Raw genomic sequence first — 21,833 nt, forward strand, 5'->3', positions numbered from 1 at the left:
TTTGCACGGCGCAGACGGGGGTAGGCACGGGCAAACCCGGACCGAGCCGTTATTTTATGCAAGATGACGATTGTTCTATGCATATTAAGAAGTGCAGTTACCGTACCAAGCTTTTGAACGCTGGTTGCGGCGTATGGACGACCCCAGCTGCGATGAACAGGCGACCTTACATCACGTTTCCGCCAGCCCGCATCGCCGTTCGCGCGCGGGCGCGCACGATACGAGAGACGGTACTTTTGCCAATCCCGGTATACCGCTCAATCTGGCGCACCGTAAAGCCGGCATTGCTCAATCCAACAATAACGGTATCGCGCTGCGCCGGCGGTGCAGTTTTAACCACATTGAGCGGAACCCCGAGGCTCTTCGCCAACTTGTCGGCAAAGGCGTGGCGTTCCCACTCTGTCTCTTTCATATCGCACAGCGCCGGCTCGCTACCGTCCGGCGTCGAAAGCGAATAGGCAATAAAGCCCTCGGCAGAACCAAAAAGTTCAAGCACGCAAGAAGGATCAGAAAATCCCCTCGCGGCATCGGCCGCATCACAGTCGTAAGAGCGCAGATGTTCCGCAAAGCTGCTCCAGGGATAACGCTCGATTAGGCTAACGCCCACCTCCTGCGGATCGGCGTGTACGGAGCGAATAGCCTCCATCACCTGCCAATCGGTATCGAGCGAGCGCCGGTCAAAACGGTTCTGGAACAGATGCCCTGTGCGCCCCGTGCGTTTATTGAACCGCCGCGCGTACGTCAAAAGCAACCGGTGCATCGCCGCGCTCATCCTGTCCTCGTAATCTGTAAGCACCAAATGCACGTGATTGCCCATAAGGCACCAGGCGATAACCGTCACACCCTCCTCCCGACAGCACTCGCGCATCAGCTCCAAAAACTCCCACCGGTCTTCATCGCTCTCAAAGATGAGCTGTTTGCCCACACCGCGAGCACAGGCATGGTAAAAGCCGGTAACCGTTCTCCAAACGCGCTGCATGGCGCTCCCTTCGCCGGGATCTGCTTACCATCCAATACAGCACGATTGAAGCGTGCCATCAAAACATTCACGCAAAACAATACGCTCGCGCAGCCAAAGGCAGCAAACAGGCGGCGAACGGCACCGTTGCAACAGGTCAACCACTGCAACGCTTGCAAGAGCGGACCAAAAGCTTGCCCAAGACGGACCCCCTCTACGGAAGTTCACGACCACAGAACATAGAGTTAAACCGTTTCAATTAAAACTTCAGGACTTCTCGCTACGAAAACTGAGCCGTTCGCCGAATATTCCGTGCATTTCGCGGTATTATAGGGGCTGCATGTCATGTCCCTTTCGAAGGGTCGCCCGGCAATCGCCAGCCACGACCCCCAGACGGGACGCCAACACGATAGAGAGGAGAGGCATGCAGTACTCACAGGAAGTGGAGAACATGTGCCCCGTTGCCAAGGGTGCATACCACGGCCCCGCACCCATCCCCGAGGAGGGCAAGTGGGTCCAGGCTAAGGAGATTTCCGACATCTCCGGTCTTACGCACGGTGTGGGTTGGTGCGCACCTCAGCAGGGCGCCTGCAAGCTCACGCTGAACGTCAAGGACGGCATCATCGAGGAGGCCCTCGTTGAGACCATCGGCTGCTCGGGCATGACCCACTCTGCCGCCATGGCTTCCGAGATCCTTCCCGGTAAGACCATCCTCGAGGCCCTCAACACCGACCTCGTCTGCGACGCCATCAACGTTGCTATGCGCGAGATTTTCCTGCAGATCGTTTACGGCCGCAGCCAGACCGCGTTCTCCGAGGGCGGCCTGCCCGTGGGCGCCTCCCTCGACGACCTCGGCAAGGGCCTTCGCTCTCAGGTCGGCACCATGTTCGGCACCAAGGCCAAGGGCGCTCGTTACCTCGAGCTCGCTCAGGGCTACGTCACCCGCATGGCTCTCAACGACAAGAACGAGATCATCGCATTCGAGTTCCTGAACCTCGGCAAGTTCACCGACGCCGTCAAGGCCGGCAAGACCCCCGAGGAGGCCATCGCTGGCGCTATGGGCCACTATGGTCAGTGGGAGAACGCTGCCAAGTACATCGACCCGCGCACCGACGAGGAGACTCACTCCGTCGCCAGCGTGTTCCCGGTTCACGAGTAGAAAGGGAGGGAAATAACTATGACTGTTACGTTCGAAGGTTACGAGCGCCGCGCTGACAAGATCAACAAGTGCCTCGCCGACAACGGCATCGCCTCCCTCGAGGAAGCTCTGCAGATCTGCACCGACAAGGGCTTCAACCCGCGTGAGATCGTCAACAACACCCAGTCCATCGCCTTCCAGAACGCCGAGTGGGCCTACACCCTCGGCTGCGCTCTCGCTGTCAAGCGTGGCGCCAAGACCGCTTCTGAGGCTGCCGCCATCATCGGCGAGGGCATCCAGGCCTTCACCGTTCCCGGCTCCGTCGCCGAGGACCGCAAGGTCGGTCTGGGCCACGGCAACCTGGGCGCTATGCTGCTCTCCGACGACACCGAGTGCTTCGCCTTCCTGGCTGGCCACGAGTCCTTCGCTGCCGCTGAGGGCGCTATCGGCCTGGCTCTGAACGCCAACAAGGCTCGCAAGAAGCCGCTGCGCGTTATCCTCAACGGTCTGGGCAAGGACGCCGCTCAGATCATCGCCCGCATCAACGGCTTCACCTACGTGAAGACCCAGTTCGACTACTTCACGGGCGAGCTCAAGGTCGTCGAGACCATCCCCTACTCCGATGGTCCCCGCGCCGCCGTCAACTGCTACGGCGCCGACGACGTCCGCGAGGGCGTTGCCATCATGTGGCACGAGAACGTCGACATCTCGATCACCGGCAACTCCACCAACCCGACGCGCTTCCAGCACCCCGTCGCTGGCACCTACAAGAAGGAGCGCCTCGAGGCTGGCAAGAAGTACTTCTCCGTCGCTTCTGGTGGCGGCACTGGCCGTACCCTGCACCCGGACAACATGGGCGCCGGCCCTGCCTCTTACGGCATGACCGACACCATGGGCCGTATGCACTCCGACGCCCAGTTCGCCGGTTCTTCCTCCGTGCCTGCGCACGTCGACATGATGGGTCTCATCGGCATGGGTAACAACCCCATGGTCGGTGCCACCGTCGCCTGCGCTGTCGCCGTCGAGGAGGCCCTCAAGGCCTAATCGCGCTTGCGCGATGCTCATATAGTTGAGCTTTGGAGCCGCTATCCACCCGGGTAGCGGCTCTTTTTGTTTGCGCTGGCGCAGGGTATCTAATGCCGATATATCAGCTGGGGCGAAATACGAGATGTGAAGAGATGGAGCGTCAGAGCGTCCATGACGCCCACCTGCCATATTTGCCCTTTACCGATTTGACGAGTCTTTGCGGCCCCATTGCCGATCACCCGTGCGACAATGCGCCGGACGAGAAAGGAATCCGATGGAATCGACTGATGTACTGGTAATTGGATCTGGCATTGCGGGCCTTTGTGCCGCCATCGAAGCGGCACGCACGGGTGCAACCGTCACTGTGGCAAGCGCCGGCAAGACCATGAGTGGATCGAGCTTCTTCCCGGGTACCTGGGGCCTCGGCCTCATCGGTCCCGTCGACGAAGACGACGAGCAGGACCTCATCGACACCATCCAGACCGTCGGCGGCGGTGTCGCCGACCCCGAACTCGTCCAAACGTTCGTCCACGGCATTCCCCAAGCGATTGACTGGCTCGAGCAAGACCTGGGCGTTGAGCTCCAGCGTCCGCAAAGCGCCAAGAGTGCTCAACAAAAGCAATTTATCCCCTGCTTTGACCACAAGACGCGCATGTGGCGCGGCCTCACCCGCAAGCCCCTTGAGGACGCTCTGACGACCTGGATCGAGTCGCTCGGCATTCGCCTGCTCCCCCGCCATGAGCTTATCGACCTTGTTGAGGACACGAACGGCAGAATAACCGGAACCGTACTCTACGACCTTACCGAAAATCGAATCGTGCCCTTTGCTGCCAAGGCCACGATCATCGCAGCCGGTGGCACAGGCGGCCTGTTCGAGCGCAGCCTTACGTCGGCTGATGTGCTCAGCTCCTCGCAGGCCATCGCACTGGCGCACGGCGCAACACTTACTAATATAGAGTTCATGCAGATGATGCCCGGCTTCATCGAGCCCAGGCGTAACTTGGTCTTCAACGAGAAAACCTGGCGCTACGTGCATGTAGACCAGCCGGTAGATATTGCCGACGACAAGCTGAACGACCTGCTCGAGCAGCGCTCTGGATATGGTCCCTTCACGTCACGCTTGGCCTCCCGCGCTATCGATCTCGTCATCGATCAGGCAGGTGTCGAAGGCCTGGCACTCCACTACGACTTCCCCCGCGAGGATGTCCCAGAGTTTGTGCAGACCTTTGCCACCTGGCTGCAAGACGAGCACGGCATCGCCCCGACTGACGAGATGCGCGTTGCGATGTATGCCCACGCCGCTAACGGCGGCATCAAGATCGATAAGACTGCGCACACGGGCATTGAGGGCCTCTACGCTTGCGGCGAGGCGACAGGCGGCATGCACGGCGCCGACCGCATTGGTGGCTTGTCAAGCGCCAACGGCATCGTATTCGGACGTATCGCGGGCGCATCGGCAGCCCTCACAGCGCAGAAAGAGCCTGAGGCGGCCCTGAAGGCGGATATCACCCTCCCCCAGTACGGCATTGCCACAACAGATGCCGAACGCCTGACACACAGCCTTAGGCACACGATGAGCACCTTTTGCATGATCAACAGGACCGAAACAGGCCTATCCGAGGCACTACACGAGCTTGAGGGCTTGAAGACGGAGGCAACGACCTTGAGCACACAGAAAGCCCAGGACAGCGAAGTCGCAGCCCTCGCCCGCCTGCAATCGCAGATTCAGCTGGCACAGGAAATGGTCAAAGCCATGCGCAAGCGAACCGAAAGTCTCGGGTCGCACTATCGAGCGGATTAAACCGGACACCTATCTAAAGCAGAACACAACCAATCGATATCCATGGGCCCCGTGAGCTCGAAGCAGCACGGGGCCCATTCGTGTCCGCACGACAGCGTATCCTTATTCTGAATACAGAGCGGACAAAGCCCGCATAGAAAATAGACCAGCGAGGAGGAGATATGGACAGTAGAGATATCGAGAAGTGGCGTATCGAACTTGATAGCTACGCCAATGTGGAAGACGGCGTTGAGTATTGGCTCGCACGCGATTTAATGGAACCCATGGGGTACACTCGATGGGAGAACTTCGCCGAAGTTGTTAAGAGGGCAAAAGTCTCATGCGAAACAAACAAAACTCCAGTTGATTCCCATTTTCGTGACACCACGAAAATGGTAACTGCCGGTGTCGCCGCTCGCGCGGTTAAAGACTACAAACTTACGCGCTATGCATGCTATTTAATCGCACAGAACGGAGATTCAAACAAGCCAGAGATCGCGCTCGCCCAGGCATACTTTGCCGTGCAGACGCGCCGCCAAGAGCTCATAGAGCAGCGCTTCGCAGAGATTCAGCGCTTGCAGGCGCGTCACTCGCTATCCGATTCAGAGAAACAGCTCTCGGGTATTGCGTTCAAACGCGGCGTGGACTCCAAAGGATTCGCGATCATCAAGTCGAAGGGCGATGAGGCGTTATTCGGCGGCAGAAGCACGGCGGAAATGAAGCAGTAGCTCGGCGTACCCAAGAGCGCGGCATTGGCGGACAGGTTAGCCGATGTCCTCATCAAAGCAAAGGACCTCACGAACTCGATGACGGCCTTCAACGCCGAGGAACACGACTTGTACGGTCTGGACCAGATCAAACAAGAACACGTCGAGAACAACACGAGCGTGCGTGGCAGCCTCATCGACCGCGGAATTGTTCCCGAGAACCTACCGCCTGCCGAGGATACAAAAAAGCTCGAGCGTCGCGTGAAGGCAGACGAGAAGAAACTCAAGGAGGGTACTGACGGTTTCACCGATCCCCAGGGTAGACTCAATCTGTGAAAGCGGCCGCGCCCTTTCGGGTTCGACCCCATGCGAGGTTAACAAAAAAGCGACCAGCCTAAGCCAGTCGCTTTAACATGCTTTGGGTGGGCCGTCAGGGGGTCAGCCTGCTGTGCAGGCGGTCACTGCGGCGCTTCGCGCCTTGCGCGCTGCGCTGGCAAATGCTTACGCATTTCCTCAGCTCCGCGCCCCGACGGGTTCGACCCGATGCGAGGTTAACAAAAAAGCGACCAGCCTAAGCCAGTCGCTTTAACATGCTTTGGTGGGCCGTCAGGGGGTCGAACCCTGGACCTTGGGATTAAGAGTCCCCTGCTCTACCAACTGAGCTAACGACCCAAAGCTAAAGTCCGTTATGGCGGACTTTAGAGGAGATATCGTGTGGTGGGCCGTCAGGGGTTCGAACCCTGGACCTTGGGATTAAGAGTCCCCTGCTCTACCAACTGAGCTAACGACCCGATATCAACACGAAGCAAGAACTGGGGTGGGTAAAGGGACTCGAACCCTCGACCTACGGGACCACAACCCGTCGCTCTAGCCAACTGAGCTACACCCACCGTGTCCTGTGCGCTTCGCGCTCGACTATTATTGCAAGGAACGCCACGCGATGCAAGCCCCAATTTTCAAGAATTTTGAAAAGAGTTTTTCGAGCGCGTTTCGAGCAATTCCCACCGGTTCCATAGGAGTAAACTTGCCCCACTGCAAATCCTCGAAAGGACCGGCATGAAAGAACTCTCCAACCGCACGGCAACATTTACCGATTCGGTCATCCGCCGCATGACACGCATCTCCAATAAGTACGATGCCGTCAACCTGTCGCAGGGCTTCCCCGACTTCGATCCTCCGGCGCAGCTGCTCAACAGCCTGAGCACCATCGCCGCCGACCCCAAGCCGCTCTACCACCAGTACTCCATTACCTGGGGCTCCCAGGCCATGCGCGAGGCGCTCGCCGCCAAACAGGAGCACTTTATGGGCATGCCGATCGACCCCAACAAGAATATCGTGGTCACCTGCGGCTCCACCGAGGCCATGATGGCCGCCATGATGACGGTTACGAACCCCGGAGACAAGGTCGTCATCTTCTCGCCGTTCTACGAGAACTACGGCGCTGACACCATTCTCTCGGGTGCCGAGCCCATCTATGTGCCGCTCAACCCGCCCACGTTCGACTTTGACCGCGAGACGCTCGAGGCAGCCTTCCGCGACAACGACCCCAAGGCCATCGTCCTGTGCAACCCTTCCAACCCTTGCGGCAAGGTCTTTACGCGCGAGGAGCTCACCTTCATCGCCGACCTCTGCAAAAAGTACGACGCCTACTGCATTACCGACGAGGTATACGAGCACATCGTCTACGCGCCCCACGAGCACGTCTATATGGCCACGCTGCCCGGCATGTTCGAGCGAACCATCAGCTGCAGCTCGCTGTCTAAGACGTACTCCATCACCGGTTGGCGCCTGGGCTACACCATCGCCCCGGCCCAGATCACCGAGCGTATCAAGAAGGTCCACGACTTTCTCACCGTGGGTGCCGCCGCTCCCCTGCAGGAAGCCGTTGTCACCGCCCTCAACTTCGACGACAGCTATTACGATGAGGTCCTCGACCTCTACACCGCCAAACGCGACTTGTTCTGCCAGGGGCTCGATAGCATCGGTCTTGAGCATAACGTGCCGCAGGGCGCCTACTACGTCATGATGGACATCTCTGAGTTTGGCTATGACAGCGACCTCGAATTCTGCGAGGACCTCGCATCCAAGGTGGGCGTGGGCGCCGTGCCCGGCTCGAGCTTCTTCCGCGAGCCCGTCAACCATCTGATTCGTTTCCACTTTGCCAAGCGGGATGAGACGCTTAACGCGGCACTGGAGAACCTCAAGTCGCTACGTGATAAAATCAAGCCGCGCGGGTAAGGACGGCCCGGCAACTAAAGCAACCAAAGAAGCCCCGCACCGCCCGCCACGTTGCGAGGCTTCTTCTTTTTATAGCGCTTTCTTAAATGGTTTAGAGCCCTATACTTTAGTCACGGAGCAACTCGTCCCAGAGAGAGGAATACTATGGCAGAACAGCAGCTTATCGGAGCGCTCGAGGCCGGCGGCACCAAGATGGTCTGCGCCACGGGCTATGCAGACGGTACGGTCCTGGAGCGTGAGCAGATCGCGACCACGACCCCGCAGGAGACCGTTGAGGCCGTCAATGCATGGTTTGCGAACAAGGGCATCGCCGCGCTGGGCATCGGCGCCTTTGGACCCACCGCAGTCAACCCTGCCTCGCCCCAATACGGCAAGATCCTGGAGACGCCCAAAACGGCATGGCGCTACTTCGACCTGCTGGGCACCATCCAAAACGAGCTCAATATTCCCTGCGGCTACGACACCGACGTCAACGTTGCCTGCTTGGGCGAGGTCACCTTTGGTTGCGCCCAGGGCCTCACGGACGTGGTCTACCTGACCATCGGCACCGGTGTGGGCGCCGGCGTGCTCTCGGGCGGTAAGCTCGTACACGGCATGATGCATCCCGAGGCCGGCCACATCCTGGTCACGCGCGACCCGCGCGACACCATCGGCGAGCATAGCGCTTGCCCCTTCCATGACAACTGCCTCGAGGGCCTCATCGCCGGCCCCGGCGTTAAAAAGCGCTGGGATGGCAAGAGCGCCGGAGACATGGCCGATGACCCAGAGGCCATGGATCTGCTCGCAGGCTATCTAGCACAGGCGCTCATGACCTACACGCTGTGCTACGCGCCGCAAAAGATCATCATCGGCGGCGGTGTGGCCGACCACACCCCCATCGTGCCGCTCGCACGCAAAAAGTGTGCCGAGATGCTCAACGGCTATATCGTCACGCCCGAGGTCAACGACATCGATAACTACATCGTCAACAACAGCCTCGAGGGCAAGCAGGGCATTATGGGCTGCCTGGCCCTGGGCGCACAGGCGCTTCAGTAGCAGACGCACCCACAGGGCGTGGCGCGCCCGGCAAATCCGACCTACGGAACGACGCCACCACGCCTCATATAAGCCCTCAAATAAAAAAGGCCGCCTAGGACCAAACAATACGTCCTAGGCGGCCTTTTTAGCGCACATCAGCGACCGTAAGAGATATCGGAGCACAACGCCCGTTGCCGCTCCACAGCAGTCGATCATCACATCGGTGATCATGCCGGCGCGTCCCGGCACAAAGAGCTGAATCGTCTCGTCGATCGAGGGAATCAGCAGCAGGAACACCGCCGTGGGCAGCAGCACGTCAAAGGTGCGCCGGCCCTCAAAATCAAAGGCGTGCGTTGCCAAGATGCCGAGCACCATATACTCGGTAAAATGCGCGCACTTGCGAACAACAAAGTTGGTCACCCATTCATATGGAAGTCCCACGCTGTGCAGGAAACCGCGGATAGCTTCCATGACCGTTAGGCTCAGCGAGCCCGACCCCGAGCCGGGAACCAGCGAATTGCCCCAGATCAAGAGCGCCATCAGGCAGGTTACAACCGCCCATTTTCGATTGATCTTAACCATGCAGAAGTTATGCCTCCGCGCGGAGCGGCGCGAAGCTGGCGGTACCGCCCTCGATAACGCTCAGATAGGCACGGCCCGTACGCTTGGCGGTTGAGGACTGCAGGCGCTCGATCTCTTCCTCGAGGATCTGATTGACGCGCTCGTGACGACGGTTTTCCATAATGCCGGCGGCAATAGCCTCGGCCCGCTCGATGCTCTCGCGCGAGATACGGGCAGTATCCTCGGGGAACACAGCACTGTGACGGCCGACATAGGCGGGGGCAGCAGGCTGAGGGGCAGCGACGGGAGCGGGGGCTGCAACAGGAGCGGGCTCGTCAATCTCATCCAGAATCGCGGTGGCGGCGGCCCACATGTCCTCGTGGCCCGAGTAATCGGCCATGGGAACATCAACCTCGAGCGAGGCGTCCGGAAGGTCGCCGGTGTCGATGCGATCTTGGGCATCAATCGATGCGGTGACGGCTGCAGGCTCATCGAGGTCATCGAGATCGATGTCCACGGCACCGGAGATGATAGGCATGCTGGCGAGGTTTGCATTGTACGGCGCAGCCTCAGCCGCCTGCTGCTGGGCAGGAGCGCCCCAAAGCGAGCTTTCGGCGGCACGGCGGGCGGCAACGGCCTCCTCGTCCGCAGTCATGGCTTCATCAACGTACGAATTGTCGGCAGAAGCGTTCGCGTCCGCCGAGGTAGCGCTGTAGGCGTTATTGGCTGCCGCGTTGGCGACGAGCGCCACGAAAGCCGCCGTGCTGCCCGCAGGGGCGGCCTGGGAGCCAGACACGGCGCGTGCCGCGGCGGCGATGTCGTCGCGATTGAAGGAGCCGGTCTGCCCGCCGTTGGTGAGCTCGTCGATGGCGACTTGATAGACGTCGCGCGAGTGTGCAGGGTCGCAGCTCACCGGCGAATCGTCGTCAAGCATACTGTCGATCATGGACCAAGCCTCGTCCTCGTCCATAGCATCTGCGGCTCGAGCGATGGTAGGGACACCATCATCGGCATGACGGCGCTGGAACGCACCAGTCAGGCCGGAAAGGAATGCCGAGGTAGACTGCTCCGCCTGAGCCTGAGAATCAGAAGCCGCAGCGTAAGGAGTCGCATCCTGCTGCTGAGCTGAAATCGAGGCGGTCTTGAACTCGCTTTGATGCTGATTGAGATTGGCGGCACCGCCCATGGCATCGGGCTGGAACAGACGCTCTTCACGCTGCGCACGATACTCGGAGATACCCAGCGAGGCGGCATAGATGCCCACGCCCGCCACCGCGCCCACGGCGAAGGGAACCGCACCCGCCACGACCGTCTCGTTCACAGACGAAAACGGCAGCGTCGCGGCATACATAACCACGGGAGCGGCAAGGCCGATCCCGCACGAAAGTCCGGCAAGGACTGCTCGTTGTGTTGCATCAGAAGAAGCCATGAGCTCTCCCCATCTTCCAGCACCCAAATCGCATCATTCAGTTGGCTGCGCGAGAGAAGATGAAGCGGGGCTATGCCCCAAAGCAACGGTATATGGTTCGTTTCATCTGCGTTATCCGTCGCGAAGCTTAAAAGCTATTATGCGAAACCGCCCTGTCGATTGCAAGCGACGATGTCGGATTGAAACGGGAAACCTGCTGCTTGCCAGTCTTATGGTCAAAAATAAGCGCGGAGCGGCGATATAGAAAAGGGCCGAGGCTCAAAGCCCCGACCCTTTATTGCATTGATGACTATCGCTGCGTGTGGATGACAACCTAGAACGTCTGCTCGTAGTCGCTGTGCTTTTTGGCCGAACGCACCAGGAACTCCTGGTTGGTGTTGGTGCCCTTAAGACCCTTGATAAACGACGCAGCTGCGCGCTCGGTGTTGTTCATGCCGGCAAGAATGCGACGCAGGCCAAAGACAAACGGACGCATCTGCTCGTCAACCAACAGGTCCTCGTTACGCGTACCGGAGGCAACGGGGTCGATAGCCGGGAAGATGCGGCGGTCGGCCAGGTCGCGGTCGAGCTTGAGCTCCATGTTGCCGGTGCCCTTGAACTCCTCAAAGATGACCTCGTCCATCTTGGAGCCGGTGTCGATGAGGGCAGAGGCCAGGATGGTGAGCGAGCCACCGTTCTCGATATTGCGGGCTGCGCCCAGGAAGCGCTTGGGCGGATACAGTGCCGCCGAATCGACGCCGCCCGAAAGGATGCGGCCTGAGGCGGGCGCCGCCAAGTTGTAGGCGCGGGCAAGACGCGTGATGGAGTCGAGCACCACCACGACATCGCCGCCCAGCTCCACGATGCGCTTGGCGCGCTCGATGACGAGCTCTGCCACACGAGTGTGGTTGTCGGCGGGCATATCGAAGGTCGACGCCACAACCTCGCCCTTGATGGAACGCTGCATATCGGTAACCTCTTCGGGGCGCTCGTCGACGAGCAGGCAGATGAGGTGCACCTCGGGGTTGTTAATCGAGATAGACTGGCAGATCTTCTTGAGGATTGTGGTCTTGCCGGCCTTGGGCGGGGACACGATCAAGCCACGCTGACCCTTGCCGATCGGCGACACGATGTCGATGGCGCGACCGGTAATGGAATCCTTGCCATGCTCCATGCGCAGCGGCTCGTTGGGATAGACCGGGGTGAGGTCACCGAACTTGGGGCGGTTGCGAATCTGCTCGGGGTCTAGACCGTTGACGGTCGTGATTTTGGCGAGGCCGGCGCGCTTGTCGCCGCCGCGCGAAGGACGAAGCGAGCCCTCGATGACGTCGCCCGTGCGCAGACGCGCGGAGCGGATGAGGTAGGCGGGCACGAAGGCGTCGTCGTTGGACTTCATGTAGCCATGGGCATGGATGATACCGGAGCTGTCCGGACGAATCTGCAGGATGCCCTTGATGTCGCGGAAGCCCTCGGCCTTCGCGGCGGTGACGTAGATCTCCTCGACGAGCTCGGCTTTCTTCTTGCCGGTCGTCTCAATCTCGAACTCCTTGGCCTTCTCGCGCAGCTCGGCGACCTTCATGGCCGCGAGCTCCTCGCGCGAAAGCGTGGGCTCGGTGGGAGCGGCATTGCGCTCCTTATTGCGCTGCTTGCGGTCGCGCTGACGGTTGCGGCGATCGTTGTTACGCTCGTCCTTGCGCTCGTTGCGGTCATTACGCTCGTCGTTGCGCTTGTGCTGACGGCGGTTGGGGCGAGCGCTCTCTTCGGTCTCGACGGGGGCGGTGCCATCGGTTGCGGAGGCGTCTTCGTTAGCCGAAGCATCATCGCTGGCCTCGGCATTGGAATCGCCCTGCGGCTCGGCCTCGGCATGCTGCTCGACGGCCTTGGCCTTAGCGGACTTCTTGCGACCGCGCTTGGGCTTCTCGGACGCAGACTGTTCGACGTCTTGGGGCTCGGCGGCATCAGTCGATGCATCGGCGGTCGTCTCGGCGGAAACCTCGGACGCACCCTTCTTGGCAGCCTTGGCCTTGGACGTGCGCTTAGCAGCAGTACGATGGCTGCGACCAGGACGGACGTCGGCGGGCTCGACATCGGCAGAAACGGCCTCGGAAGTCGTAGCATCCTGGACGGGCGCGTCGGCAGCGGTTGCAGGCTCGGCGGTCGCCGCAGCATCCCGAGCGGCGGCGGCTGCGGCTGCGGCCTTCTCGGCCTCGACGAAAGCCTTGGGCTTGCGACCGCGACGGTGCGGGCGCAAAGCCGGATCGACAACGGGAACTTCGCTGGCCTCGACAGGCGCAGCGGGCTCAACAGGCGATGTGCCCTCCCCTGCCGCGGAACGGACCGAAGCCTCAGCGAGCTCGGGGGTTACCTGATCGGCAACCTGCTCGGCCTTAGCAGCCGTGCGACGGCGTGTGCGCGGTACCGGCTTCTCGGTTGGCTGGTCGGCGACAGGGGTCTCGGTGGCGGCAGGCGTCTCGGGCACAAACGGAGCTGCAAGCTCGGTCAGAGCCGCGGCCTCACGCTCGGCAGCACGACGGCGGGCGCGCACCACCTGAGCCTCGCTAATCTGCGCCAACGCACGTGCCTGCGCGACCTCATCGGAAATCGGCGCCGAGGAGTCAGCTGCAACGGTACGCTTGGCGCGCGTCGTGCGCGTGGTACGGCGCTTGGGCTTGGTGACCTCCTCGCCGTCATCGGCAGGCTTGGCCGCGCGGCGCGTACGCTTGGGCTTTGCCGGAGCAGCCTCCTCACCAGTTGCAGACACGGCCTTCTCAGCCGCTACAGGCGTAGGCGTCGAAGCAGCCTTAGGCGTCTCAGGAGCCGAGGCTTGCGCGGGCGCCGCGACCTGGTCCGACGCAACCGGTGCAGCGGGAGCGGCTTGCGTCGTCGATATTTCGTTTTCTTGCTGTTGATCAGACACAGTGTTTGCTCAACTTTCTTTTCAAGCCCTGTGATCACATGCTCCCTGCATAAACCTTCAGGGCGGCTAAACAGTCTAGCTCCGTCAAATACCGACGGACATCATTGATCTGTATCGAGATATTTGCGTCATATACGCAGCGTTAGTGTAACACAACCGCAACCACCTGCAACTTAGTCATTGAGGACGTTCTTAAACGACTAGTCAAAAGGGACAATCTTTGGTTTACCGCCCACAAACCTGAATGCCTCCGCCAAAACTATGACGGTTTACTACGACGAATCGCTCAACCGCGACCACTCCGAAATTTGTTGAACTAAAACCGCAGGTAGATGCCTTGCACTTTTTTGCGAAAAGCCGGCGTGGTTGGAATTTCTCAATTCATCGTAGTAAACCGGCATAGTTTCGTATTTCCAGCAGTCCCAAATTCGTCAATACGACGGCGTTTGTGCAAAAAGCCCGACCTCCATATGGGAGATCGGGCTTTCAAGGCTCAGTTAAACCAAACTTGCGCGGTCAAATGACCCGTAGCTTACATCTGCTCGGGAGCGGAGACACCAACAAGGGTGAGCACCAGGGCGAGCGTCACGCGGACGGCGTCGCAAGCGGCCAGACGGGCACGCGAAAGCTCGGGGTCGACGGGACGGCCCTCGCTCGGCAGAACCTGGCAGGCAGCGTAGAAGCTGTGGAAGTCGCCGGCGAGTTCCTCAGCAAAGTGCGTCAGACGGAACGGGGCGCGGTCGCGAGCGCAGCTGGCGATGAGGTCGGTGAGCTCGTTGAGCTTACGCGAAAGGGCGAGCTCGGTCGGGTCGGTCAGCAGCGAGTAATCAACGTTCTCACCGATGGCCTTGGCGGCGACGGCCTTCATGCCCATCTCGTCAGCCTGCTCGGGCGTAACGTCGGCGGCACGGCGCAGGATGGAGCACACGCGGGCGTGAGCATACTGCACGTAATAGACCGGGTTGGAGTTGTCGCGCTTCTTAACGGCCTCAATATCGAAGTCGACCATCTGGTTGGAGCTCTTGGAGATGAGCGTGTAGCGGGCGGCGTCGGAACCGACCTCGTCGACGAGCTCCTGCAGGGTCACCATGGTGCCCTTGCGCTTGGACATACGGACGGGCTTGCCGTTGCGCAGCAGGTTGACGAGCTGGCCCAGCAGAACCTCAAACTTGCCGGGATAGCCAAGAGCGTCGCAGACGCAGCGGACGCGCTCGATGTAGCCGTGGTGGTCGGCACCCCAGATGTCGATGACGTGGTCGACGCGCTGGAACTTATCCCAGTGATAGGCAACGTCGGAGGCGAAGTAGGTGTACTCGCCGTCGGACTTGATCAGGACGCGGTCCTTGTCATCGCCCAGGTCGGTGGAGCGGAACCACAGGGCGCCGTCCTTGGTGTAGAGGTAGCCCATCTTGTCGAGCTTCTCAAAAGCGCGGTCGACGGCGGAGGTGCCGGCGGTCTCGCCCTCAGTGTCCTTCACATACAGTGAGCGCTCGGAGAACCAACGATCGAAGTCGCAGTTAACGGCATGGCAAAGGTCGCGCATGTTGTCGACCATCTTTACATAGCCGCGCTCGCGGAAGCTCTCCATACGCTCCTGAGGATCGGCGTTGACCCACTTATCGCCGTCAGTGCGCCAGAACTCGGCGGCCTCGTCGATGATGTAGTCGCCGCCATAGGAGTCCTTGCCAAGGGTCTCGGCAAAGTTATCCTGGTACGGATGAGTCTCGGGATGCTCGTCATTCTCGTCGGCAACGAAGGCGTCGCGGTCGGCAATCAGCAGCTTGTGAGCCTCGTCGATATCCACGCCCTGCTTGGCGATGATGTCGGCAAGCTGCATATAGCGCGTGCTGATGGAGTTGCCGAAGGTGTTCATCTGAGAGCCGTGGTCGTTGATGTAGAACTCACGCTGGATGTCGTAACCGGCGTGGTCCATAACACGGCAGAGTGAGTCGCCCAGCGCGGCCCAGCGGCCGTGGCCGATGTGCATGGGGCCGACGGGGTTAGCGGAAACGAACTCGACCTGGGTCTTCAGGCCACCACCGACGTTGGACTTAGCGAAGTCCATACCCTTCTCGCGAGCCTCGCCAAAGATGGCATTCTTGACGGCAACGGAGAGGTAGAAGTTGATGAAGCCGGGGCCTGCGATCTCGACCTTCTCGATCGCGGGGTCCTCGGGCATATGGGCAACGATGGCCTCGGCGATCTTGCGCGGGGCGCAGTGGGCCAGCTTGGCGGACTTCAGGGCCATGGTAGAGGTCCACTCGCCATGAGAAGTGTCAGCCGGTCGCTCGATAGCGCAATCGTCAAGTTCAAATGCGGAAAGGTCGCCGGCCTCCTGGGCCGCAGCAAGCGCAGCACGTACCAGCTCTTCAATCTTCTCGGGCATAGATCCTCCTTGTGTTAAAGCCCCCGAGCTCTTGGTCACTCGTAGGGCAAAAGCCAGAGTTTGTAGCACTCTATCACAAGCGACGGGCACTGTCGCAGGGTAAAGCTAATAGATATTGCATATGCACAAAAATGACTACAGCTTGTATGGAGTCACTCAAAGATGCCAGTCTGCCTGCAGATTATGCAGGCGTTGAAAATGCATAAAGGTGTGAATGAGCTGCGTCTGTTATCGAATACTCTTACCTATCAGAGTTGTGTGCTTTTCCTGCATAAAGTAAGGGTTTGCGCACGTCAGCGTGTTATTCTAGACATACGTAAATTCGTATAAGTTGGAGGTAGCATGTTCTCAATCGGTCAACACGTCATTCATCCGGGTCAGGGAGTCTGCACCGTCGTCGGTTTTAGGGACGACACGCCGCAGCCCATGCTGTTGCTCGAGACCAAGCAGGGACATGCGCAGACGATCCTCATGTACCCCGTGGCGCAGGCCGATCGTTTGCATGCCGCCATCTCCCAGCAAGATGCCGAGCACCTGCTGAGCCACTATGACGAGCTGGAGTGCGACACCTTTACCGAGCGTAACAGCTCGCTTGAGGAGACGCACTTTAAGCAGCAGCTCAAGCTGGGCGCGCCCGAGACGGTCCGCGTGGCAAAGACCATGATGCACCGCATTCGCCAGGCCGAGGAAGCTGATAAAAAGCCCAGCTCTTACTACATGCGCGTACTCAAGGAGGCCAAGCGTCGCTCCATCGAGGAGTTCGCCGTGGCCTTGGGCGTCACCGAGGAGGACGCCGAAGCCCGCCTAGCCCAAGCCGCCCTCAACTAACCCAACCGCGCCAAAACCACCACAAAGGGGACAGACACCTTTGTGGTGGTTTTCTTGTTCTAGTAGTATTCATTCTTATCGATACCCACGAGCACAAGGAGTCTCTTATGGCAGAGCCGCTTACCGCCGGAATCACCCGCGACCGCGCGTTCGAACTGCTCAACGAACACAACAAGGACCCGTTCCACATCACCCATGGCGAGACGGTCGAGGGCACTATGCGCTACTTTGCGCGCGAGTTCGACCCCGAGAACGAGGAGTTTTGGGGCATCGTCGGTCTGCTGCACGACCTGGATTGGGAGGAGCATGAGGACGACCCCATGAACCACACCATCTATGCTGCCGAGATTCTTGAGGGCGAAGGTGCGTCTCCCGAGCTCATTCGCGCCATCCAGACGCACACGTCGGACTTCAACACCTCGCTGCCCAAACCCGAGCTGCAGATGGAAAAGATCCTGTTTGCCTGCGATGAGCTCACCGGCCTGATCGGCGCTGCAGTCATCATGCGCCCGAGCAAGAGCGTTATGGACTTTACGACCAAGTCGCTCAAGAAGAAGTTCAAGGACAAGCGCTTTGCCGCCGGCTGCTCGCGTGACGTGATTTCGCAGGGCGCCGAGATGCTGGGCTGGGAGCTTCCCGAGCTCTTCGACCGTACCATCGCGGCCATGCAATCCTTCGCTCCCGATCGCGACACCTTCCAGGCCTAACCGCCCACGCCACCTATAACCACCGCAAAGGGGACAGGCACCTTTGTGGTGGTTTTTCGTTTGCAACAGGTTTAGGGACGGACCTGGCCGGTGCCGCGGAGCTTGTATTTGTAGGTAGTGAGGGCCTCGGCGGCAAAGGGGCCGCGGGCGTGGAGCTTTTGGGTCGAGATGCCGATCTCGGCGCCCAGGCCAAACTCGCCGCCGTCGGTGAAGCGCGTGCTGGCGTTGGCATACACGGCCGAGGCATCGACCGCGTCCAGGAAGCGCTCGCAGGCATCCTCGTCCTCGGCAACGATGGCCTCGGAGTGCATGGTGCCGTAGCGGTTGATGTGCGCGATGGCTTCGTCCTCGTTCGCCACGACCTTCACGCTCATCTCGAGCGCCAGATACTCGCGGCCCCAGTCCTCCTCAGTCGCGGCTACATAGTCGTCGCCCTCGGCAAGCCCGGCGGCAGCGCATGCGGCGCACGTGGCCTCGTCGCCGTGAATCAGCACGCCGTGGTCGTGCAGCACGGCAACGACCGCCGGCAAAAACGAATCCGCCACGGCACGGTCGACCAGCAGCGACTCGGCGGCATTGCACACGCCCACGCGCTGCGTCTTAGCGTTGACGATAATGTTGAGCGCCTTGTCAAAATCGGCGGATTCATGCACGTAGATGTGGCAGTTGCCTGTGCCCGTCTCGATCACCGGCACAAGCGACTCGCGCACGCAGCGCTGGATCAGGCCCGCACCGCCACGCGGAATGAGCACATCGACAATACCGCGGAGCTTCATGAGCTCGCCGGTGGCCTCGCGGTCGGTGGACTCGATCATCGAGATAGCTTCGCGTGGAAAGCCCTGGGCCTCAAGCGCATCGGCCAGCAGTTCGGCAATCATGGCGCACGAGTGGTAGGCCAGCGAACCGCCGCGCAGGATGCAGGCGTTGCCGGTGCGGATGCAGATGCCCGCGGCATCGGCCGTCACGTTGGGGCGCGCCTCGTAGACCATGGCAACCAGGCCCAGCGGCACACTCACGCGCGTAAGGTCCACGCCACTCGCAAGCACACGGTGATCGAGCACGCGGCCCACGGGATCGGGCAGCTCGGCGAGCTTCTCCAGGCCGGCGGCCATGCCCTCGACGCGCTCGGGCGTCAGCAGCAGACGATCGAGCAATCCGACCGAGGTGCCCGCATCACGCGCAGCGGACATATCGAGCTCGTTGGCGGCGACGATGGAGTCGATACCGTTGCGCAGTGCTGCGGCCATGGCGCGCACGGCCTCCTGGCGCTGCTCGTCGCTCGCCGTGGCAAGCGAGGCCGACGCTGCCTTAGCGGCAACGGCAAGATCGTGGACATACGTGGCTATATCGACCGACATGGACGGCCCTTTCTCCTAGAAGTTTGCAACCATGGTAGCCGATTTGCGCATGGCCTCGCCCGCGGCGGTAGAATTGGTCAACCCGAAACACCGCAACGAACGGAAGACTCACATGGCCCTCATTACTTCGTACCACGTCCCCGGCCTGTATGTCGAGGACCACAGCATCGACGTCCCCCTCGACTGGCGCGGCCTGGAGCCAATGCTCCTGGCCGTCGGCAGCACCATGCGCCGCGGCGCTATGCCGGCACCAATCGCCGGCGCGCCCGAGAGCATCAAGCTCTTCTACCGCGTGGTTTGCGCGCCCGACCGCATCAACGACGATCTGCCGCTGCTTCTGTTTTTGCAGGGCGGCCCCGGCGGCGAGAGCCCGCGTCCGCTGTCACCCACAAGCGATGGCTGGATCGAGGAGGCCGTCAAGCACTTCCGCGTGGTCCTGCCCGACCAGCGCGGTACCGGGCGCAGCAGCTGTGTAGACGGGCGCACGATTGCCGCACTGGGCGAGCGCGCCGAGGCGGCAGGCTCCGATGCGGCCCGCTCGCAGGCGGACTTCCTCAAGCGTCACCTCACCAGCTCCATCGTGCGCGATTTTGAGTACCTGCGCCTGGTGGGCTTTGGCGGCAAGCCCTGGGTCACACTCGGGCAGAGCTACGGCGGCTTTTTGACGTTGAGCTATCTGTCGCTCTTCCCCGAGGGCGTGGCGGCAAGCTTTACCTGCGGCGGCATTCCGCACGTGCCGGCGAGCGCCAGCGAGGTCTACGCGCACACCTTCCCGCGCATGGCCGCCAAGACGCAGCAGTATTACGACCGTTACCCCGCCGATGTCGAGCGCGTGGCAGCCCTGGCCGATGCGCTCGAGGCTCAGAAGCCCGTACTGCCCGACGGCTCGCCAATGACGGTCGAGCGCCTACAGCTCATGGGCAGCGACTTTGGCATGAAGCCGAGCTTTGAGCGCATGCATTGGATTATCGATCACGCGTTTGTTACAGGCGACGGTACGCTGAGCTGCGGCTCCTCGGTATCCGACAGCTTTTTGATGCGCGCCTTCGAGCGCACCAACACGCGCACGAATCCGCTGTACTGGACGCTGCAGGAGTTCATATACGCCGACGGTGACACTATGCCCATTGGCTGGGCCGCAGCTGAAGAGAAGGCACACCACGCCGAGTTCGACACCCTCGCGCGCCCGCTCATGTTTACCGGCGAGGCCATGTTCCCGTGGATGTTCGAGCAGATGCCCGAGCTCAAGCCCTTCAAGCCCGCCATGGACCTGCTGATGGAAGACACCAGCTGGGACAAGATCTATGACCCGCAGCGCCTGGCCTGCAACGAGGTGCCGCTCCAGGCCGCGGTGTACTTCGATGACATGTACGTCGATTCGAGTCTGCAGCTCGACACGCTCAGCCGCGTGGGCAACTCGCACGCCTGGGTAACCAACGAGTTCGAGCACGACGGCCTGCACGGCAGTGTGGTATTCAAGCACCTCTTCGACGAGTCCCTCAACCGCGGAGACCTGCGCCGAATCTTCTAGCAAAGGAGTGTCCCCACCTGCCGGCACAATAGGAACGTCCCCAAGTGCCGGAAAAGGAGAGGCAGCACTGCTGGCAAAACGAGCCGCAGCGCTGCCTCTCTTTATGCAAACACTATCAAGTTGTCCCTATGGATTGCGGGCTTCTCGGCCAGGTCTGCGAGCAGGCGGTTGCTGGCAATCTGGTCCTGGCGGCGGCCGGCGGCGAGCTCCAGCACGTCCGAATCGGCCTCGGCGATACCGCGGGCGACAACCATGCCGCTCGGGTCGCACACGTCGAGCACATCGCCCTCGGCAAACTGGCCATCGACCTCGCGAATACCCACCGCGAGCAGCGACGATCCGCGGCTGACCAGCGCCTTCGCGGCGCCGTCATCAACCGTCACCGAGCCGTGCGCCTTGTCGCCCAGTGCAATCCACAGCTTGCGGGGTGCAATGTCCAGGCGCTCCGCCGGCGGATCGAACAGCGTACCCACGCTCTCGCCGAGGGCCAGGCGCACGAGCGCATCGGGCTCCTCGCCCGAGCAAATCACGCTCTGAATGCCCGCCGTCATGAGAATGCGGCTCGCGCGAATCTTGGTAATCATGCCGCCCGTGCCCACCGATGTGGAAGAATCGCCCGCCGAGGCGATGATCTTGGCATCGATCTTATGCACGACCGGGACAAACTCGGCCGTGGGGTCCTCATGTGGATTGGCGGTATAGAGACCATCGATGTCCGAGAGCGTCACACACAGATCGGCAGAAACCAGGCAGCTTACAAGCGCCGCCAGTGTGTCGTTGTCGCCAAACTTGATCTCATCGACGGTAACGGTATCGTTCTCGTTGACGACCGGCACCACGCCAAGCTCCACCAGGCGCAGCAGGGCGTCGCGCGCGTGCAGGTAGGACGTACGGCGAGCCGTGTCGTGGCGCGTGAGCAGCACAAGCGAGGTGAGCAGGTCGCGCGCATGAAACTCCTCGTCGTAGGCCGACGAGATGATGCACTGACCGGCCGAGGCGCAGGCCTGCAGGCTCGGCAGATCGCCGACCGGTTTGCGGTCGAAGCCCAGCACGGGATAGCCACAGGCGATAGCGCCCGAGCTCACCACGACCAGGCGCCAGCCGAGCTTGCGCAGGGCTGCGGCCTGGTCGGCAAGCCCACCGATAAAGGAGCGGTTGACCTTGCCATCGGCGCCCACCACCGTGGACGAACCGATCTTTACCACCATCGTCTTATAAGAAGTCGTCATACGTCAAACCAATCGAGTGTTGAGCAGGCGGGCGAGCTGGAGCA

17 protein-coding genes and 3 tRNA genes are annotated in these 21,833 nt (G+C 60.9%); 10 read left to right on the forward strand and 10 right to left on the reverse strand.

All coding sequences use genetic code 11. The annotated features are described in order from the left end of the window. Positions 1-166: 166 nt before the first annotated feature. A complete protein-coding gene (locus DW870_RS05175; RefSeq protein ID WP_117770217.1) occupies positions 167-979 on the reverse strand; it encodes a transposase in 813 nt (270 codons plus the stop codon). A 403-nt stretch (positions 980-1,382) separates the two neighbouring features. Between DW870_RS05175 and DW870_RS05180 the strand changes: the two genes are divergently transcribed. From DW870_RS05180 to DW870_RS09400, 5 genes are all read left to right on the forward strand, one after another. Further along, entirely contained in the window at positions 1,383-2,117 is a 735-nt protein-coding gene (locus DW870_RS05180; RefSeq protein WP_006235554.1) for an iron-sulfur cluster assembly scaffold protein, read from the forward strand. A gap of 18 nt (positions 2,118-2,135) precedes the next feature. After that, positions 2,136-3,140 (forward strand): GGGtGRT protein, encoded by a 1,005-nt coding sequence (locus DW870_RS05185; protein ID WP_022094815.1) that lies wholly within the window; start codon positions 2,136-2,138, stop codon positions 3,138-3,140. A 256-nt stretch (positions 3,141-3,396) separates the two neighbouring features. Next, the gene (locus DW870_RS05190; RefSeq protein WP_117770216.1) at positions 3,397-4,923 is read left to right on the forward strand and encodes an FAD-dependent oxidoreductase; all 1,527 of its coding nucleotides are present in this window, start codon (positions 3,397-3,399) and stop codon (positions 4,921-4,923) included. A 161-nt stretch (positions 4,924-5,084) separates the two neighbouring features. Then, positions 5,085-5,630, forward strand: a complete 546-nt coding sequence (locus DW870_RS09395; protein ID WP_199411385.1) for a BRO family protein — start codon at positions 5,085-5,087, stop codon at positions 5,628-5,630. Positions 5,631-5,708: 78 nt separating this feature from the next. Then, positions 5,709-5,945 carry a hypothetical protein gene (locus tag DW870_RS09400; protein ID WP_199573609.1) on the forward strand — a complete coding sequence of 79 codons (237 nt, stop codon included), beginning with the start codon at positions 5,709-5,711 and terminating at the stop codon, positions 5,943-5,945. A gap of 260 nt (positions 5,946-6,205) precedes the next feature. Here the strand turns inward: DW870_RS09400 and DW870_RS05200 are convergent. From DW870_RS05200 to DW870_RS05210, 3 genes are all read right to left on the reverse strand, one after another. Then, positions 6,206-6,281: transfer RNA gene (locus tag DW870_RS05200), tRNA-Lys, on the reverse strand. Positions 6,282-6,324: 43 nt separating this feature from the next. After that, positions 6,325-6,400, reverse strand: a tRNA-Lys gene (locus DW870_RS05205). A 22-nt stretch (positions 6,401-6,422) separates the two neighbouring features. Further along, positions 6,423-6,499, reverse strand: a tRNA-His gene (locus tag DW870_RS05210). 166 nt (positions 6,500-6,665) lie between these two features. Between DW870_RS05210 and DW870_RS05215 the strand changes: the two genes are divergently transcribed. Both DW870_RS05215 and DW870_RS05220 read left to right on the forward strand, forming a co-directional pair. Then, complete coding sequence (locus DW870_RS05215) at positions 6,666-7,847, forward strand: pyridoxal phosphate-dependent aminotransferase (RefSeq protein ID WP_117770215.1); 1,182 nt, start codon at positions 6,666-6,668, stop codon at positions 7,845-7,847. 144 nt (positions 7,848-7,991) lie between these two features. Beyond that, complete coding sequence (locus tag DW870_RS05220; RefSeq protein ID WP_117770214.1) at positions 7,992-8,882, forward strand: ROK family protein; 891 nt, start codon at positions 7,992-7,994, stop codon at positions 8,880-8,882. 114 nt (positions 8,883-8,996) lie between these two features. On the opposite strand, the gene DW870_RS05225 is transcribed toward DW870_RS05220, so the two are convergent. The 4 genes from DW870_RS05225 to argS all read right to left on the reverse strand — a co-directional run bounded on the left by DW870_RS05225 (position 8,997) and on the right by argS (position 16,136). Then, complete coding sequence (locus DW870_RS05225; protein WP_117770213.1) at positions 8,997-9,446, reverse strand: VanZ family protein; 450 nt, start codon at positions 9,444-9,446, stop codon at positions 8,997-8,999. Between the two features lie 7 nt (positions 9,447-9,453). Then, positions 9,454-10,854 carry a hypothetical protein gene (locus DW870_RS05230; protein ID WP_117770212.1) on the reverse strand — a complete coding sequence of 467 codons (1,401 nt, stop codon included), beginning with the start codon at positions 10,852-10,854 and terminating at the stop codon, positions 9,454-9,456. Positions 10,855-11,167: 313 nt separating this feature from the next. Beyond that, entirely contained in the window at positions 11,168-13,594 is a 2,427-nt protein-coding gene (gene rho, locus DW870_RS05235) for a transcription termination factor Rho (protein WP_233547395.1), read from the reverse strand. Between the two features lie 688 nt (positions 13,595-14,282). Then, entirely contained in the window at positions 14,283-16,136 is a 1,854-nt protein-coding gene (argS, locus tag DW870_RS05240; protein WP_055286535.1) for an arginine--tRNA ligase, read from the reverse strand. Between the two features lie 342 nt (positions 16,137-16,478). Between argS and DW870_RS05245 the strand changes: the two genes are divergently transcribed. After that, complete coding sequence (locus DW870_RS05245) at positions 16,479-16,964, forward strand: CarD family transcriptional regulator (RefSeq protein ID WP_022094807.1); 486 nt, start codon at positions 16,479-16,481, stop codon at positions 16,962-16,964. A gap of 107 nt (positions 16,965-17,071) precedes the next feature. Then, positions 17,072-17,671, forward strand: coding sequence for an HD domain-containing protein (locus DW870_RS05250; protein WP_089572031.1), 600 nt, complete (start codon positions 17,072-17,074; stop codon positions 17,669-17,671). A gap of 71 nt (positions 17,672-17,742) precedes the next feature. Here DW870_RS05250 and DW870_RS05255 read toward each other — a convergent pair whose 3' ends face one another. Beyond that, positions 17,743-19,029 carry a glutamate-5-semialdehyde dehydrogenase gene (locus DW870_RS05255; protein WP_117770210.1) on the reverse strand — a complete coding sequence of 429 codons (1,287 nt, stop codon included), beginning with the start codon at positions 19,027-19,029 and terminating at the stop codon, positions 17,743-17,745. Positions 19,030-19,141: 112 nt separating this feature from the next. On the opposite strand from DW870_RS05255, the gene DW870_RS05260 reads away from it, so the two are divergent. Continuing rightward, positions 19,142-20,560 (forward strand): alpha/beta fold hydrolase, encoded by a 1,419-nt coding sequence (locus tag DW870_RS05260; RefSeq protein ID WP_117770209.1) that lies wholly within the window; start codon positions 19,142-19,144, stop codon positions 20,558-20,560. Positions 20,561-20,661: 101 nt separating this feature from the next. Here DW870_RS05260 and proB read toward each other — a convergent pair whose 3' ends face one another. After that, on the reverse strand, positions 20,662-21,789 hold the full coding sequence (gene proB / locus DW870_RS05265; protein WP_117770208.1) for a glutamate 5-kinase: 1,128 nt from the start codon (positions 21,787-21,789) through the stop codon (positions 20,662-20,664). Between the last annotated feature and the right edge of the window lie 44 nt (positions 21,790-21,833).

Origin of the sequence: Collinsella sp. AM38-1BH (assembly GCF_003467545.1) — a bacterium.
Classification (GTDB): Bacteria; Actinomycetota; Coriobacteriia; order Coriobacteriales; family Coriobacteriaceae; genus Collinsella.

Excerpts from the sequence above, each read along its gene's own strand:
- DW870_RS05175 (WP_117770217.1), bottom strand. The coding sequence starts at position 979 with ATGCAGCGCGTTTGGAGAACGGTTACCGGCTTTTACCATGCCTGTGCT.
- DW870_RS05180 (WP_006235554.1), top strand. The coding sequence starts at position 1,383 with ATGCAGTACTCACAGGAAGTGGAGAACATGTGCCCCGTTGCCAAGGGT.
- DW870_RS05185 (WP_022094815.1), top strand. The coding sequence starts at position 2,136 with ATGACTGTTACGTTCGAAGGTTACGAGCGCCGCGCTGACAAGATCAAC.
- DW870_RS05190 (WP_117770216.1), top strand. The coding sequence starts at position 3,397 with ATGGAATCGACTGATGTACTGGTAATTGGATCTGGCATTGCGGGCCTT.
- DW870_RS09395 (WP_199411385.1), top strand. The coding sequence starts at position 5,085 with ATGGACAGTAGAGATATCGAGAAGTGGCGTATCGAACTTGATAGCTAC.
- DW870_RS09400 (WP_199573609.1), top strand. The coding sequence starts at position 5,709 with ATGACGGCCTTCAACGCCGAGGAACACGACTTGTACGGTCTGGACCAG.
- DW870_RS05215 (WP_117770215.1), top strand. The coding sequence starts at position 6,666 with ATGAAAGAACTCTCCAACCGCACGGCAACATTTACCGATTCGGTCATC.
- DW870_RS05220 (WP_117770214.1), top strand. The coding sequence starts at position 7,992 with ATGGCAGAACAGCAGCTTATCGGAGCGCTCGAGGCCGGCGGCACCAAG.
- DW870_RS05225 (WP_117770213.1), bottom strand. The coding sequence starts at position 9,446 with ATGGTTAAGATCAATCGAAAATGGGCGGTTGTAACCTGCCTGATGGCG.
- DW870_RS05230 (WP_117770212.1), bottom strand. The coding sequence starts at position 10,854 with ATGGCTTCTTCTGATGCAACACAACGAGCAGTCCTTGCCGGACTTTCG.
- argS (WP_055286535.1), bottom strand. The coding sequence starts at position 16,136 with ATGCCCGAGAAGATTGAAGAGCTGGTACGTGCTGCGCTTGCTGCGGCC.
- DW870_RS05245 (WP_022094807.1), top strand. The coding sequence starts at position 16,479 with ATGTTCTCAATCGGTCAACACGTCATTCATCCGGGTCAGGGAGTCTGC.
- DW870_RS05250 (WP_089572031.1), top strand. The coding sequence starts at position 17,072 with ATGGCAGAGCCGCTTACCGCCGGAATCACCCGCGACCGCGCGTTCGAA.
- DW870_RS05255 (WP_117770210.1), bottom strand. The coding sequence starts at position 19,029 with ATGTCGGTCGATATAGCCACGTATGTCCACGATCTTGCCGTTGCCGCT.
- DW870_RS05260 (WP_117770209.1), top strand. The coding sequence starts at position 19,142 with ATGGCCCTCATTACTTCGTACCACGTCCCCGGCCTGTATGTCGAGGAC.
- proB (WP_117770208.1), bottom strand. The coding sequence starts at position 21,789 with ATGACGACTTCTTATAAGACGATGGTGGTAAAGATCGGTTCGTCCACG.